We start from the raw sequence: 16213 nt of genomic DNA on the forward strand, positions 1-16213 counted from the left end.
CTGGAGTTGATCGAGTCCTCTGCTGACAAGAAGTTACAATTTAGTTTTTTATTTTTTCTACAAAGCAGAAAAAAGGGAGAAGGTATTGCAATGAGTATTCATGTCATGGTCTGTGAGGATGAGGAGCTGGCAAGGGAGGAACTGACGTATTTACTGAAAGACGAACCGGATGTGATTGCCTGTCCAAGTGCAGTGACAGGAGAGCAGTTAATCGAATTATACGTGGAGCATGAACCGGAGGTGGTATTTTTAGATGTTCATATGCCGGGGATGCATGGGGTGGAGGCAGCGAAAAAGATTACCGAGCTTGCTTACCTGGCCCCACCGCTGTTTATATTCACCACCGCTTACGAGGAATATGCGGTGACAGCCTTTGAAATCGAAGCGGTCGACTATATATTGAAGCCGTATGATGCGGAGCGCTTTCAAACAGCAATGCAGCGGGCACGCAATAAACTTGAGCAATTGAGATCCAAAAAAGAAGTAGCTGCTTACCAGCAACAGACGACACCGACACCGGGAAAACTGCTGATTGATGATGACGAGCGGATGATGGTGGTGGCACCGGAATCGATTTATTATGCTGCCCCTTTTAAACGAATGCTGGAAATACATACAGAGAATCAGGTGATTACAAGTAAAATGACCCTGCAGGAGTTGGAACACAAACTAAAAGGGCACTCCTTTTTCCGGACACACCGGAGCTATCTGGTGAATTTGGATCATGTGCAGGAAATTACTCCATGGTTTAATGGCACAAGCAATGTGACTTTGAAGGACAAAAACCAGACTACGATACCAGTAAGCCGCGCAGCGAGAAAGCAATTATTTAATATTTTCGGCAATTGATAACGGTATGGCGACCATTCGTGCAAGGATTTCTACCATTGAAACGGATTTTCCCACAGCGTTTTTCTTCTTCTTTATACTTTTAGCAAGCGCTTTCAAATTGAAGGAGGGTATATGCAGCAAAATTCAATTACAGGCTGACAATAATGTGAATATTCAGCTTCGGCATATATTCAATGACAAAACAAGGAGGATACACATGGCTTTAGAAAAAGAATATCAGCAGCAGAAAGAGAAAGAAGTTGATTACGTAAAGGTTGCTAATAGCCCATCGTTTAAAAAATTTATGAAAGACAAGAAAAAATTTATTGTTCCATGGACGATTTTTTTCCTGATCTTTTACTTCTTGCTGCCGATTTTGACAACGTATACGACCTTTCTGAACACACCGGCGATCGGAGATATTTCCTGGGTGTGGCTGTTTGCCTTTGCCCAGTTTGTGATGACATGGGTGTTGTGTATGGTTTATGTGAAGAAGGCGAATACGTTTGACAAACAGGCGGATAAAATCATCGAAAAAATACAGAAAGGAGGTAATGATAAATGAGCCCGACAGTTATTATTCTCTTTCTTGCTATTGTCCTTCTGACGCTAGTGATTACCTATTTTGCTGCGAAACAGACCCAGACAGCCGGTGATTTCTATACCGCAGGCGGCGGTCTGACCGGGATGCAAAACGGGCTAGCCATTGCGGGAGATTACTTATCGGCTGCTTCCTTTTTGGGGATTGCCGGGGCAATTGCGCTTTATGGTTTTGACGGCTTCTTTTACTCGATCGGATTCCTGATTGCCTACCTGGTCGTCATGTTTCTGGTTGCCGAGCCGTTAAGGAATCTGGGTAAATACACGCTTGCAGATATGATCAATTCTCGCTTTGATGCGAGAAAGGTGAGGGGAGCAGCTGCATTTAGCACGGTGACGATCAGCACGTTTTACATGATCGCCCAGCTCGTTGGCGCAGGTGCCTTGATTCAGCTTTTATTCGGGATTGATTATTGGCTGGCCGTTCTGATTGTTGGTGTCATGATGACAGTTTATGTACTGTTTGGTGGGATGACAGCGACAAGCTGGGTGCAGATTGTGAAAGCTGTGCTTCTAATGGCTGGTATGGTTATCATGTCGTTTCTCGTTCTGCTCAGGTTCAACTTTAATATTGGACAAATGTTTACTGATATGAAAACGGCCACCAGTCATGGTGCGGCTTATTTGGAGCCGGGGCTGCAGTATACCGACTCGCTGGGGACGATCTCCCTGATGCTGGCACTTGTGCTTGGTACTGCTGGATTACCGCATATTCTCATGCGCTTTTTCACGGTAAGGGATGCTAAAACAGCAAGAAGCTCGGTCATTACGGCAACATGGGTGATCGGAGCCTTTTATATATTGACCTTATTTTTAGGGTTTGGTGCAGCGGCGTTTGTCGGGGAAAGTGCGATTCTTCAGGCCAACCCGGCAGGAAATATGGCAGCACCGTTACTGGCACAAGCAATTGGCGGAGATCTCCTGTTTGCTTTCATATCAGCGGTCGCATTTGCCACGATTCTGGCTGTGGTCGCGGGCCTTGTGCTCTCAGGAGCCTCGGCATTGGCCCATGACTTTTATGGGCAAATAATCAAAAAAGGAAAAGCGTCGGAAAAAGAGCAGGTAGTTGCAGCTCGTACGGCTTCCCTGATCGTATCGGTGCTGGCCATTGTTCTCGCGCTGTTTGCCCAATATCTTAATGTGGCGTTCCTTGTTTCACTTGCCTTCTGTATTGCGGCAAGTGCCAATTTGCCGGTAATCCTGTACACGGTTTACTGGAAACGGTTCAACACGTCAGGTGCCGTTACCGCGATGCTAAGCGGATTGATTTCAGCGTTGGTACTGGTGTCTATCAGTCCGAGTGTGTTTTCACCAGTCGAGGGAGCGGCATTATTTACCGGGGAGCCTATCTTCCCGCTGGATAATCCTGCACTCGTTTCCGTTCCAATAGGCTTCTTGGGCGGTTATCTTGGGACGATTCTTTCTAAAGAAAAAGATCTGAGACGCTATGCGGAGGTGAAGGTGAAGGCGAATACGGGTTATAAAGCCAGTGGATCAAGTCATTAAGGAGGAGGTGCTCTGTTCCGAGGAGACTCGAGGTTCTCCAACAACAATGGTTCCCGTAAATACTTGACAGACCCCTTTCTTGTGTTAGGATGAGAATAATAAGTTAATAAAAAGTAACTACTAGAGGTGCCCAAAATGCGGGCTGAGAGGAAAGCGTGGAGCTTTCCGACTCTTACAGACCTGATCTGGTTAATACCAGCGGAGGGAAGTAGTCGAAGAAATAAAATCGATTATTCGAGCCAGGTCTTATTTATAGACTTGGCTCTTTATTTTTTAGCTGTTTCCTAAATGATTGGGTCTGCGAGACAAATAAGAACAATTAATATGAAGAGCTAATCATTTTCTTGAAAAGGGGAAACACGATATATGAATCGAACACGAATGTTGACCATGATGGCCATTTTTGTGGCTATTGGAACAATTGGCTCTATTTGGTTTCCAGCACGTCTACTGATGGCGTATCCAGTTCAACATACCGTCAATGTTATGGCAGCTGTTATACTTGGAACAAAGCCAGCTGTAAGTGTTGCATTTATGATTGGGCTGCTCCGTGTTTTGACTGGCACTAGTTCGGTATTGGCTTTTCCTGGGGGAATGATCGGTGCCTTCCTTTCAGGGTATCTTTATAACAAATTTCGCAAATACAGGTGGGCAGTTATTGGAGAAATCATTGGGACCGGGGTCATTTCCTCATTATTTTCCGTTCCTTTTGCTAAGCTGCTAATGGGAAGTTCAGTTGGAGCCCTTTTTTTCATGCCGTCATTTTTGGTTAGTAGTATAACAGGTTCATTAATAGGGTGGATGATTGTTGCAAGAGTTAAAAAAATAAGCAAACATCACATTTAAGAAACATTATTTTAATCGCTTCCCTCGCATGTCATGGAAAAGGATTGATAAAATGACAAAAATACGATGCATTAACGATTACCGGAACGTATCTAACAGGAGGAGCAGGAATTCTCAATTTTGGTTTAACGAGTGGTCAGTAGGAGCAATTCTTCCCATAATTAAGTTTTCTTATTCAATTTTAAAAGAAAGGGGTCTTATCATGCAATACCTGATGAAAACAAGAAAAAAATCACCGCTGATCTATAATATTATGAGCGAAGTAGGTTCCAATTTTATAGCAAATGGATTGATAGCTGTGGGCACCTCTCCTTCGATTTCCAACATGCCAGAAGAAGCAGACGAAATGGCAAGGAAGGCGGATGCTGTTATATTAAATTTAGGAACTTTAAGCAAAGCCCGGGCAGAAGCAATGATGGTAGCAGGAAGAGCTGCAAATGAAGCGGGAGTACCGGTTTTTTTAGACCCCATAGCAATTGGTGCGACTGATTTTCGTACAACTGTGATTCATGAAATTCTGTCCGAGATTAAAATAGCTGCTATTTGTGCCAATGCCGGTGAAATTGCGGTTTTAGGCGAATCATTGGAAAAGACAACGAGTCCGGATAGTTCTCTTGAAGAAAATGATCCTTCCATTGCTGAAAAAGTGGCGCGAAAGTATGAAACGGTCGTTATTGCGACCGGCCAAACGGATATCGTCACAGATGGAAAAAGAACTTCCCTTTGTAAAAATGGACACGTCATGCTACAAAACATCACGACCAGTGGCTGCTTGCTCACCTCTGTTATCGGTGCATTTGCCGGTGTAGCTGGAGAAGATATTTACGAAGCAAGCATTGAAGCAGTAACGGGGTATGGAATTGCAGCGGAATTAGCCATGAAAACAGCGACAGGACCAGGTTCATTTATTCCGACTTTTTTGGATCAGTTATATTTTTTGAACGAGGACACCATTGCTGCTCATCAACACCTGGAACAATAAGTATACAACGATGTGAAGGAGTTGTGTAAATGATGCAGGAGTCATTGCTTGATAAGAAAACTGCCTCGTATTGATCGACTTACAGAATGATTTCTGTCACCCGATGGAACAGCTGGCTAACGCAAGGACATAACAATTATTATAGTTAATGGAGGAATTTCATTATGGAAAAAATTCTTTTTATAGAAACCGGTACTGGTCTCGATGTACATGGACAAGATGTCAATGTGGCAGCGTGTCGTGCTGTAAAGGACGCTATTCATTATAATTCAATGCTCGGTATTCGCAGTATGCTGCCTGATGGCGCATAAATAATATGAAGATAAATATAAAACTAGCGATTCCTCAAGATTTGGATCAATTAGAACACGACAAAATTAAGAGTATGGTTCCATATGGCCGTGTCTCGGTTGAGGTTATAACAGGCGGTATGGCAACGACAAGCGGCATTTTCCTTGAAGATCAGCAAGATAAAAATGATTTGATGTACATGGTGAATGCTGCAGTGGAAGTAGGATACTAAGTAGACGTTTTTTTCATTAAATTTAAGGAGGACATAGCAATGCGATTTTCGGAATCCTTGAAAACTGCAACTAAACAAAGTTGGGCGTACAGCATGAATCATCCATTTGTCCAGGGTATTATCAAAGGCGATTTACCACTGGAAACATTTAAAAATTATATTATGCAGGATATCTATTACTTGAAGCATTATGGAAAAGTCCATGCATTTGCCGCCGCACATGCGGATGATTTTAGTCAGGCTGCATTATTAGCTGGAAAAGCACAAAATACCGCTGAAGCAGAGCTTACCGTTCATAAGGAACACGCCCGAATTCTAAATATTACCGATGACGATTTAAGTAATTTTAAGCCAACACCAACAGCCTATGCGTATACATCCCATCTGTATCGAACTGCATTGTCCGGCAGCCTGGCGCAAATCGTTGCGTCGATGCTTCCATGCTACTGGCTATATGCCGATATTGGCTTGGAAAATCGGGATGCTAAACCTGGAGTAGGAATTTACGACAATTGGATTCAGATGTATGCAAGTAATTGGTTCCAAGAATCTACCTGTGAGATGATTGACTTGCTGGATGATCTGGTAGCTAAAGCGAGCGAGGTGGAAAAAGAAAAAATTAAAGCTCAGTTTGTGATGGCCAAAGAATATGAACTCGCCTTCTGGGAAATGGCCTATACGTTTGAAACGTGGCTTTCGGAAGAGAAACAAGCAGCAAATATTTAGTTATTTTTTCCATTATGGAACATAGTGCCCCCGCATTAATGTAAGCACTATGTTAGTTTTTTGCACATAAACATTCGCACCCTCGCCTGTACAAGCTGATGCAAAAATTCACTGAGAAATAAATATTCGTTAAAGAATCGGGAGACATAACCGGTGCAAAAAAGCCGTTCGACGTGTTTCATTTCTAAGGAAAATGGTAATTAAGGTATAGGTCAGGCAGTTTAATTTTCTAATACTGAAGGGTTATGTCATTCATTATCGGTTACAGATATAATTACCACGCTACAAGGTTTCCCGGTTAAAGGCACACCACAAGGAGGTTTATGATAAGCTTTATATTATTTGAATTTTTTAGAGGTGAGTAATTATATGTTTAGTGGAAATGAACGAATTATATTATCAGTCATTGTCGTTGTTTATTTTATTTTTCTATTTGTGTTGGCATTATATATAAACCGGAAAACGAAAACGTATGAAGATTATAATGTTGCCGGCAGATCTGTCTCAATTTTTCCTATAATTTTAACATTTATTGGAACTGGCGTTGGCGGATCAACATTATTAGGTTATATGGAGAATGGTTATAGCTTAGGAATGGGAGAGCAGTGGATACATATCTCGATGTTCCTTTGTGTCATTATTTTTGCATCATTTTTGCTCAGGCGGATCAGAAGCCTGGGGGAAAATCATAACATGGTCACGGTGGGTGACTATACTTCCTTGCGTTATGGTAATCAAGCTCGTATTCCGACTGTTATTAGTATATTATTTTCCTATTGTGCCATGACCGGTATGCAGTTTGTTGCTATTGCCACGATACTGAATTTGACAATCGGGTTAAATGTGACTTTGGGAATTTTTATCGGCTGGGTATTGTTGACATTTAAAACTTATTTTGGCGGACTGAAGACTGTTATTTGGCAGGACGTTATTCACGGAACAATTCTAACATTGGGCTTCATCGCCTTGTTTATAACAGTGGTGATATCCACCGGGGGATGGGATACAATTTCAGAAAACGCCAGCTCCGTTAATCAAGAAAATATGCTCAGCGTGATGAATATTGACCCAAGTGAAATATTCATATATCTCTTGACGTTAGGCGTTTTTCAATTTATTAGACAAGATCTTTGGCAGCGTGTTTGGGCAGCCAAAAATGTAAAAACCGCAATGAATGGATATTGGGTTTCGATGATCATTGCTGTTTTAATAGGTGCATTTGCTGTTGCAATCGGTGTGTTCAGCAGATTCGGTTTACGACTGGAAAATATTGATCCAGTAAACATTTATTACGGTGTTGTTGGGGATGTTTTTCCGTTCTCTTTAGTGGTTGTGATGGTTATTGTGTTATTGGCGGCCGTTATATCTAGTGCGGACTCCTTTCTTTTAGCGGGGTCATCCTCTATCGTAAACGATATTATCAGGCCAAACTTCAAACATCTTGATAATAAAAAAATGCTTATTTACAGTAAGATTTCCGTTTTAATCGTATCCATTGTTGCCCTTGTGTTAGCATTGGCAATTCCTGGATTGGTTAACCTGATGGTAACTGGAACGGCGATGTCTGTCTCAGGTCTATTAGCACCAGTAATGTTTGGTTTATTTTGGAAAAAGGTGACCAAAGCTGCTGGTATTGCTTCCATGTGGGGAGGTCTGGTCGCAGCAGTCATTTGGCAGATTTTAGGCCATCCTTTTGGTTTACATCCTATTTTTATCGGTTTACCATTATCGATAGCAATACTGCTGATTGTAACGTTTTTAACAAGACATAATAATCAAAACGCAGCGTTAACTATGAAATAAAATCGATTATAAGCAAAGCTAATTTATTTCCCAGAAAAAACACCAATCCTTACCTCTAAATGAGTTCAATAAGGATTGGTGTTTTCCTGAGCATTATTTATACAGTTTACGAAATTCATGACGGGAGGATTCTGAAAGCGATCCGCCGATATCCATTAATTCAACAATGTCTTTAAAAGCTCTTTCCGGAATTGCTAAATCGGCTATTTCGTCTGGAGAAAAACCTAAGTTAATCTCATCTTCCCGGCCTTCCTTTAATTTGGTAACAAACTCAGGTTCGGTAACGAAAGGTGTAGATGCACCAACCATATCGGCGAACTCTAGGGCCTCAAGTGCCTTTTCTGGTGAGTTGATACCGCCAGTGGCCATAACCGGAGTACGACAAGCGATATGTTCGTACACAATACGATTCATGATTTCACCTTTAAATTTACCTTGGCGAATCGTTTGTTTATAAATGTTCTTGCCCCAACTTGCAGTAGCTAAATAGTGGATATTTGCCACTCCCATAATTCGATCCATGAAATAAAAGAAATCCTCTACACTGTAGCCAATTTCATTCCCGCGTGTTTCTTCTGGTGTGCCGCGAAACCCGAGAATAAAGTCAGCAGGTGCTTCTTCATCAATAACTTTCTGAACAGCCTCCATCACTTCGATACCAAAACGTGAACGATTTTCAATATTCCCCGCGCCATATTCATCATCACGCTGATTTGAAACAGTGGATAAGAATGTTTGAATTAATAAGCGCTGGGCACTTGAAATTTCAACGCCATCAAAACCGGCTTTAATCGCACGACGGGTTGCGTCAGCATATTGAGTAATTACATGCCTGATTTTACGTTTGGTCATCGGTAAAACCGTATGTTCAACGGGAGTTTTCAAGTGCATTTTACTTGGACCATAAACGACACCGAAATCCTTAAGCGATATTTTGGAAAAACGACCTGCATGTGTTAATTGAATAATTGCCTTCGCACCATCTTTTTTCATCGCTTGAGCGAGTTCTTTAAGTCCTTCGATACTATGGTCATCATCGATACTAAAACCATATTCAAACAATTGACCGTATTCTTCGATATAAGCGGCCCCTGTAATTTGTAAGGGTGCTGAACGACCGCGTCGCTTTGCATATGCTAAGTCTTCTTGCGTCACATAACCTTCCACAGTTGAAGAATTTGTGATCATTGGTGACAGGACAAAACGATTATCTAATTCAATACCATTTGGTAGAGTTATTGTCTCAAATAAAGGTCTGTATTGTTCCGTTGTTTTCATTCGCATATTACCCAACTCCCTCCATCACGCTATACTTGCTGTTAACTTAAAGCTACCACTTTGCCAGATAGTGTCAATGTGATACAGTTTTTCTACCTATATAATAGATTTGTTCAAGATAAATTTAACATACGTTGTTATAACTTGCTATCCTAATACATTTTTAAAAAAGAATGAGCTGCCCTGTTGGAGGTAGGTATTGCTAATATGATATACTTAAATATATTATAATATTTAAAAAGAAAGAGGGATTTATAATGAAAAAGCGTGGCGAATATTTATTTATTGAAAAAAATGGTGATGATTATACGTTAAGTATGACGCCAGAGTTACAAGATGATATTGGTACAGTTGGCTTTGTTGAATACATAGTTGCTGATACTGATACCCTTGAAGCAGGTGATACCATTTTAAATTTAGAAGCTTCGAAAACGGTTCTTGAATTGGCTTCCCCGTTGGCTGGTAAAATTGTTAAGCGAAATGAAGCATTAATAAGTGAACCAGCACTGTTGAATTCAGCGAAAGCAGAAGATAATTGGATGGTTACATTAACGGATGTTGATGAAGAGGCGTTTAACCAATTAGAAGGAGTTACAAGATACTTTTCAGAACAGGAGTAGGGTATGGACCAAGAGGAGAGATTAGACTATCTAATTGACTATTTATGGAACGAGAACATAGATGTGAAGGGCAAAGTGGTGAAGTACAAAAGGGATACTGCACAGGAAAAATTAGCATTATTTCGGGGGCTGTGTAATGTCCGACCCCCTGAACCAGTAACAGAACAATTTATGGCGGTTCAAGATGCCTTCTTAACACAGTGGAATACCGAACGGCCATTAACCTCATTGAATGATTTGGAAGACGCACAACCGCAAATTTATTTATGGCAAGGCGACATTACTAGCCTAGCGGTAGACGTAATTGTTAATGCAGCCAATAGTGATTTTCTGGGTTGTACGCAAGCTAATCATGACTGTATTGACAATTTTATACATACACGTGCTGGTGTACAATTGCGATTAGATTGCGACAAGCTAATAAAAGCACAAGGCCGCAGAGAACCGATGGGTAAAGCAAAAATAACCAAGGCTTACAATTTACCAGCTGACAATGTCATTCATACAGTCGGTCCTTATATCGACGATCGTGGTGTCTCATCCTTAAAGGAAAAATTATTAGTTTCGTCCTATCGTTCTTGTTTGGCTTTGGCAGATGCGCACCAACAAGGGACGATAGCTTTTTGCTGTATTTCAACAGGTGAATTTAATTTCCCTAACGAGCGTGCGGCTGAGATTGCGATTCAGACTGCGCGAGCATATTTACGTGATACCGGGTCAACGCTTAACGTTATCTTTAATGTGTTTAAAGATGAGGACCTACAAATTTATCAGTCATTATTAGGGATAAAAGAATAGGAGATTGTTATGGAACAAATGCAAACACATTGGAAGGCATTACCGATGGAATCATCCATGTCACAAGCTGATTTTTTACATCAAGTAATAGAAGAAGCTGAGGCAATTGTCATTGGGATTGGTGCAGGCATGTCTGCAGCGACTGGATTTACATATGTAGGGAAAAGATTTACGGACGCTTTTCCCGATTTCATTGCGAAGTATCGCTTCTATGATATGCTGCAAGCAAGTGTCTTTGATTTTGAGGACGCGAGAGAATATTGGGCTTTTAAAAGTCGCTTCAGTTTGTTGAATTTCTTTGATCAGCCAGTTGGAAAGGCATATGTTGATCTGCGCCAAATAATATCGGATAAAAACTATCATATTATTACAACGAATGCTGATAATGCGTTTTATGCGGCCGATTTCGATATGGATAAAGTGTTTCGTATTCAAGGAGAGTACGGGCTATGGCAATGTTCCGAGCATTGTCATCAACAGACGTATCATGATGAAGCCTTAATACGCCAAATGGCAAGGGAACAATCGGATATGAAGATACCTGCAAATTTAGTTCCGTATTGTCCGAAATGTGGAGCTGTTATGGAAGTGAACAAACGTGATGAAGTAAAAGGAATGGTGGAGGATGATCATTTTCATGAGCAGAAAGCGCGTTACAAGCAATTCTTAGAAGAGAACCAAGCGAAGAAAATACTCTTCTTGGAAATTGGGGTTGGGCATACAACGCCGCAATTTATTAAACATCCATTTCAACAAATGACTAAAGGAAATCCTAAATCATTGTTTGTGACAATGAATCAGAAGGATTACTTCACTCCACAAGCGATTCTCACGCAAACAGTAAGAATTGATGAAGATATCGCAAGCGTCTTACATTCAGTGGCACCTGAATAAATAATGGAGGTAGCGTATGTATTTAATTGAATCGAAGCGTAATGGAGAATGGATTTATGATCCGGGAATGGTAATGGCCTTACAAGACTATGTGAAAGATCATATTTTCTTAGATGATGATGTTTTGTTCGCCTATATGATGCACCCAGCTGTTCAAATTGGAAAATTCCAGAATGCATACGAAGAAGTAAATCAGCCTTATATGGATGCGCATGATATTAAAATCATTCGCCGAGAATCAGGTGGTGGTGCGATTTACCTCGATGATCGTAATATGAGTTTTTGTTTCTTATTTGATGGCAGTACTGACATTTATGGGAACTATGCACGTTTATATGAACCGGTCGTCAAAGCACTGGAGAATTTAGGTGTAGATAATGTAGAATACAAAGGCCGTAATGATTTAGTTTTAGATGGTAAGAAAATTTCTGGTTCAGCGATGACTTTACAGAAAGGCCGCGTTTATGCTGGGTATTCGTTACTATTAGATCCTAATTATGAAGCAATTGTGTCCGTCTTGAATCCAAACCAAAAGAAAATTGAAGCACATGGGATTCAGTCCGTCCGTAGTCGAATAGGATCAATCCGTCCTTATTTAGCACCAGAATATCAGGAAATGACGGTCTGGGAATTTACGGATTACATGATTTGCCAATTACTTGAAGTTAATGACGTCAGTGAAGCGAAGCGATATGAATTAACGCCAGAGGATTGGGCGGGTGTCGATAAAATTGCCGCAGAGAAATACCATAATTGGGACTGGAACTATGGTCGCTTTCATCAGTTCGAATATAGTTTAACAGAACGCTTTCCAATTGGAACGATTAGTGTCGGCTTAGGCGTTGAGCATGCTAAAATTGCTTCCATCCAGATTACGGGTGACTTCTTCGGATCAAAAGAAATAAAAGAAGTGGAAGAAGCTTTAGTCGGGGTACGGTTAAGAAAAGAGGACTTATTAAATGCGTTAGAGCCGCTGGATCTGGCTAATTACTTTGGAAAGCTAACGAAAGAAGAATTCGTTAGCTTTATCTTAAGTGAAAAGGCGTAAGCACTATGAGACGCAGGAAGAAGGGTGAACTTGATTAAATTAGGGATTTTGGATTATGCGCAAATTGATGAAAGTTCAAGTGCCCAGAAAGCTTTGCAGAATACGATTGAACTAGCTCAATTAGCTGAAGTCTTAGGTTACGAACGGTTTTGGATGGCGGAACATCATAACGTTCCTGCTTTTGCCAGTAGTTCACCGGAATTAATCATGATGCGTTTGGCAGATGCGACGGAGCGGATTCGTATCGGCTCGGGTGGTGTGATGATTCCGCATTATAGTCCATATAAAGTAGCTGAAAATTTTCGGATTCTCGAAGCATTTCATCCTGGTCGAATTGATCTGGGAATAGGCAATACGGTAGGAACGGCCATTGTGAATCGGACATTGAATGAAAATAAAAAGAATAAAATCAATTACGAGCAGAGTATTGTTGATTTAACCAAGTATTTGAGCGATCAAGTGGATGAAAACCATCGTTTCTCTGGCATTACTGCTAACCCTGTTGTTTCAACCGTTCCTCAGATGTGGGTGTTATCAACTAGTGTCAAGAGTGCTAAAATGGCTGCTAAGTTAGGAATTGGCTATACGTTTGGATTATTTCCACTTGCAGGGATTGATAAATTGCATATTGGTATCCAAGCAGCACAAGTATATCGTAAGGCATTTAACCCTTCATCTTTCATGCCAGAGCCAAAAGTGTCCATTTCCCCGTTTGTTGTCGTTGCTGAAACGAATGAGCAAGCGGAAAAATACGCAGAAGCCTTAGATTTATGGCTTCTCGGCAAGGATAACTTTGGTCATTTGATAGAATTTCCATCCGTTGAAACCGCTCGAAACTATTCATATACGGAAGAAGAAAAGGCGATCATTCAAGCGAATCGAATCCGGATGGTAGTGGGCGATATTGAAAGTGTTACAGAACAATTAAAGGCGTTAATTACTCAATTTAAGGCTGATGAAGTTCTGTTAATACCGCTTATGCCAGGGTTGGAAGCCCGCAAAAAAGCGATTGAATTATTGGCTGAAGCATTTAATTAGGATTTGTGAGAGTTCGGAATGCCTTTTTCTAACTTTAATCTTTAGGTGAGCTGCGTATAAAGTTATCGCATCTGTTCCATCAATCTTTCTCACCGGCACATTCATATTAAAAATTACTGTATCTGTATCGGAACAGAGCAGCAAGTAAAATGTTGATTTTAGTTGTAAGGAAGATCGTAAAACGTTGTACGTAAAGTAAATGATGCAGTTTAGTAGAATAAGGATTACTGAAATAATTATCTTTTTAAAAAAATCTGCAGGATAGGAATCCATTTTGATCAATCTTTTTCAAAATGGATTCTTTTTATCTATTGCACATCCAAGACTATAATTTTTCTAGCGAGCAGATGTTAAATTCTGAGCCTTACATGATCCTTATAGGATGTCAGAAACGAAATTACCTACTTCTATATTTGGCAAGTTTTGCTGTTTGACAACATCTTGAATTTATAATATATTGGTTCTCGTTACAAAAAGTAACATAGTAATAAAAAGTAGGAGGTTTTATATTTATGGATATAGGCCTATTAATAATAAGATTAGTCATCGGACTCAGCATGGCAGGACATGGTGCACAAAAGCTATTTGGCTGGTTTGGTGGTAACGGGCTTAAAAATACAGGGGGCTTTTTTGAATCGATCGGTATCAAACCAGGAGTGACAATGGCTGCTTTAGTTGGCTTATTTGAATTTGCCGGCGGTTTGATGCTAGCAGTAGGCTTCTTGCCATGGGTTGCGGCTGCTCTGATTACGATTGTCATGGTCGGTGCTATTTTTAAAGTCCACTTGGCGAATGGTTATTGGTCCGATAAAGGCGGCATTGAATATCCGTTTGTTACGATTGCAATCGTCATCGGCATCGCTTTAATTGGCCCTGGTGCTTACGCCATAGGCTAATAGACGCTTCAATTCTTATAATCATTTATCGATACATTTGTCGAGTTGATTAAAAGATATCACTAGCATTGCATAAATGTAGTGAGAACATTCAGTAAACTAGGTTCCACTATTTTTTGCCAAAAAGTCAACGCCGACCTAAAAGTGGCTTTGTCCATTTTTTGAAAATTATACACAGTTATTCCAGAAGGGACGACGACAATAGTTGATATTACGGAACGGTTTGGTTGTCAAACCTGCTTAGCCAAAGATAGGCTGGTTTCCATAACGCTGCCTTTAACCAGCGGTTAATACGAAGCAGCGACTTGTTACTTTTTGTTTCTAATTGAATAAGTACATGTAAACAGTAGGTGATGAGTGCGATATAAATTTGGTTTTGTAATGCCGTTTCACTCATTCCATAAAAATGTTTGATTTCTACGTGTTGTTTCAACCATTTAAAAAACAACTCGATTGCCCAGCGTGAACGATAGATATCGCTGATCTCGTCAGCACTTAAATCAAATCGGTTGGTGATTAAACGAAGGATATTTCCTTTCGTATCCTCCACTTCCACCAAGCGGAATACATTCTCCGCCCGGTTCTGAGTGGATCCAATATTAACCATTTTATCGGATAACACCGCAGATTCTGATGGTAGTGAAAAAGAGTGAACTTCTCGAATGACGGCATTTTTCTTCAGTCTTGAAGCGAAGAAATATCCTTCATCTGTCATTCGATCAAAGCGCTCGTAATCTACGTAGCCACGGTCAAACACATACATGGCTTCTTTATCATCAACGAGAACTTCTAATTGATTCCGGTCGTGTTCTTTCGCTGGAGTGATAACCACCTGTTCCGGATAAACCGTATATTTATCCATGAATACCAGCTTTAAATGAAGTTTCGCGCCAGCTTTCGTTTTACGGAACGCTGCCCATTTAAAATTTGTGAGATTTAGGGGCAACGTACTGGAATCAATGACTTTTAATGGCATGGAAGCGTTCGGTTGCTTTTTGTGAAATCCCTTGATCTGACCAACGAGATCCAAAAATATGCTAGCCAGAATCGATGGAGCTACTTCATTATTTTTACGTGACAGCTGGGATGCACTAATGGAATCAAAGCCAAGCGCTTTCTGGAAGTCATCATCAAGTAATGCATCACTCATTGCCTCTAAACTATCGGTTTCGTGAAGCTGTGCGAAAAGCAAAATTTTGATATAAGCTTTGGTCGTAAGCTTTTTCGTGTAATCATCTAGTCTCAGATTTTCATTGCATTAATTTTATACAAAAATAAAAATTAATGGGAATCTTCGGTTTTTCGTTGTTCTTGGCATAAAAAAACCTTTATAATGGATTTAGGAATTTGAAAATGGAGTGAAGAATGATCGTCTTGCGTTTCTTGATGGGTTTACAAAAAACTTTTTCGCTGCTGGTGATCAGACTGACTTAGTAAGTGAACCATTTCGATTATATAATAGAGATATTGCGGCATGGGCCTCGCCAAAGGGAACACTAGATTGTATTTCTTCTTTCGGAAAGACAGATTTTAGAAAGGATTTGGCTAAATTTAATGTACCTACCCTTGTTATTCACGGCGATTCGGATGGAATTGTACCATTTGAACTTAGTGGGAAGCGAACACATGAAATGATTCCTGGAAGTAAATTAGCCTTAATAAAAGGTGGGCCACATGGTTTAAATGTAACTCATGCCAAAGAATTTAATGAAAAACTTCTAACATTTTTGAAGGACTGATGATGTGGCGGGTTCTTACTTCGGAGCAAAAAAGTGCACCCTAATAACTTCTAGGGTGCACTTCAATTCTTCTCTATGATTCTTC

14 protein-coding genes, 3 pseudogenes and 1 riboswitch are annotated in these 16213 nt (G+C 40.4%); of the genes and pseudogenes, 15 read left to right on the forward strand and 2 right to left on the reverse strand.

Annotated features, from left to right (window positions below):
- Positions 1–90: 90 nt before the first annotated feature.
- From KFZ58_RS01345 to KFZ58_RS01380, 8 genes and pseudogenes are all read left to right on the forward strand, one after another.
- Positions 91–849, forward strand: a complete 759-nt coding sequence (locus KFZ58_RS01345; protein WP_235793088.1) for a LytR/AlgR family response regulator transcription factor — start codon at positions 91–93, stop codon at positions 847–849.
- 199 nt (positions 850–1048) lie between these two features.
- Positions 1049–1396, forward strand: coding sequence for a DUF485 domain-containing protein (locus tag KFZ58_RS01350; protein WP_235793089.1), 348 nt, complete (start codon positions 1049–1051; stop codon positions 1394–1396).
- Positions 1393–2937, forward strand: coding sequence for a solute symporter family protein (locus KFZ58_RS01355; RefSeq protein WP_235793090.1), 1545 nt, complete (start codon positions 1393–1395; stop codon positions 2935–2937). Before KFZ58_RS01350 ends, KFZ58_RS01355 begins: the two co-directional genes overlap by 4 nt.
- 112 nt (positions 2938–3049) lie before the next feature.
- Positions 3050–3161, forward strand: a riboswitch (TPP riboswitch).
- A 142-nt stretch (positions 3162–3303) separates the two neighbouring features.
- Positions 3304–3783 (forward strand): energy coupling factor transporter S component ThiW, encoded by a 480-nt coding sequence (gene thiW / locus KFZ58_RS01360; protein ID WP_235793091.1) that lies wholly within the window; start codon positions 3304–3306, stop codon positions 3781–3783.
- Between the two features lie 202 nt (positions 3784–3985).
- The gene (gene thiM, locus KFZ58_RS01365) at positions 3986–4765 is read left to right on the forward strand and encodes a hydroxyethylthiazole kinase (protein ID WP_255695000.1); all 780 of its coding nucleotides are present in this window, start codon (positions 3986–3988) and stop codon (positions 4763–4765) included.
- 164 nt (positions 4766–4929) lie between these two features.
- Positions 4930–5288, forward strand: a pseudogene (locus tag KFZ58_RS01370) (Lin0512 family protein).
- Between the two features lie 39 nt (positions 5289–5327).
- Positions 5328–6014, forward strand: a complete 687-nt coding sequence (gene tenA, locus KFZ58_RS01375) for a thiaminase II (protein WP_235793093.1) — start codon at positions 5328–5330, stop codon at positions 6012–6014.
- A gap of 369 nt (positions 6015–6383) precedes the next feature.
- Positions 6384–7817 (forward strand): sodium:solute symporter family protein, encoded by a 1434-nt coding sequence (locus KFZ58_RS01380; RefSeq protein WP_235793094.1) that lies wholly within the window; start codon positions 6384–6386, stop codon positions 7815–7817.
- A gap of 93 nt (positions 7818–7910) precedes the next feature.
- Here the strand turns inward: KFZ58_RS01380 and KFZ58_RS01385 are convergent, their stop codons facing one another.
- Complete coding sequence (locus KFZ58_RS01385) at positions 7911–9095, reverse strand: NADH-dependent flavin oxidoreductase (protein WP_304956829.1); 1185 nt, start codon at positions 9093–9095, stop codon at positions 7911–7913.
- A gap of 257 nt (positions 9096–9352) precedes the next feature.
- Here KFZ58_RS01385 and KFZ58_RS01390 point away from each other — a divergent pair, with 257 nt between their 5' ends.
- The 6 genes from KFZ58_RS01390 (at position 9353) to KFZ58_RS01415 (ending at position 14389) form a co-directional block, all read left to right on the forward strand.
- Entirely contained in the window at positions 9353–9715 is a 363-nt protein-coding gene (locus KFZ58_RS01390) for a glycine cleavage system H family protein (protein ID WP_235793096.1), read from the forward strand.
- 3 nt (positions 9716–9718) lie between these two features.
- Positions 9719–10513: a protein-ADP-ribose hydrolase gene (locus tag KFZ58_RS01395; RefSeq protein ID WP_235793097.1), complete on the forward strand. Its 795-nt coding sequence runs from the start codon at positions 9719–9721 to the stop codon at positions 10511–10513.
- A 9-nt stretch (positions 10514–10522) separates the two neighbouring features.
- The gene (locus KFZ58_RS01400) at positions 10523–11407 is read left to right on the forward strand and encodes an SIR2 family NAD-dependent protein deacylase (RefSeq protein WP_235793098.1); all 885 of its coding nucleotides are present in this window, start codon (positions 10523–10525) and stop codon (positions 11405–11407) included.
- A gap of 16 nt (positions 11408–11423) precedes the next feature.
- Complete coding sequence (gene lplA / locus KFZ58_RS01405) at positions 11424–12455, forward strand: lipoate--protein ligase (protein WP_235793099.1); 1032 nt, start codon at positions 11424–11426, stop codon at positions 12453–12455.
- Positions 12456–12479: 24 nt separating this feature from the next.
- Complete coding sequence (locus KFZ58_RS01410; RefSeq protein ID WP_441360049.1) at positions 12480–13493, forward strand: LLM class flavin-dependent oxidoreductase; 1014 nt, start codon at positions 12480–12482, stop codon at positions 13491–13493.
- A gap of 512 nt (positions 13494–14005) precedes the next feature.
- On the forward strand, positions 14006–14389 hold the full coding sequence (locus KFZ58_RS01415; RefSeq protein ID WP_235793101.1) for a DoxX family protein: 384 nt from the start codon (positions 14006–14008) through the stop codon (positions 14387–14389).
- Between the two features lie 211 nt (positions 14390–14600).
- Here the strand turns inward: KFZ58_RS01415 and KFZ58_RS01420 are convergent.
- A pseudogene (locus tag KFZ58_RS01420) lies at positions 14601–15641 on the reverse strand (IS4 family transposase); the annotation flags it as partial.
- A gap of 94 nt (positions 15642–15735) precedes the next feature.
- Between KFZ58_RS01420 and KFZ58_RS01425 the strand changes: the two are divergent.
- Positions 15736–16128: pseudogene (locus KFZ58_RS01425) on the forward strand (alpha/beta fold hydrolase); the annotation flags it as partial.
- Positions 16129–16213: the final 85 nt, after the last annotated feature.

Source organism: Virgibacillus sp. NKC19-16 (assembly GCF_021560035.1).
Lineage (GTDB): Bacteria > Bacillota > Bacilli > Bacillales > Amphibacillaceae > Virgibacillus_L > Virgibacillus_L salidurans.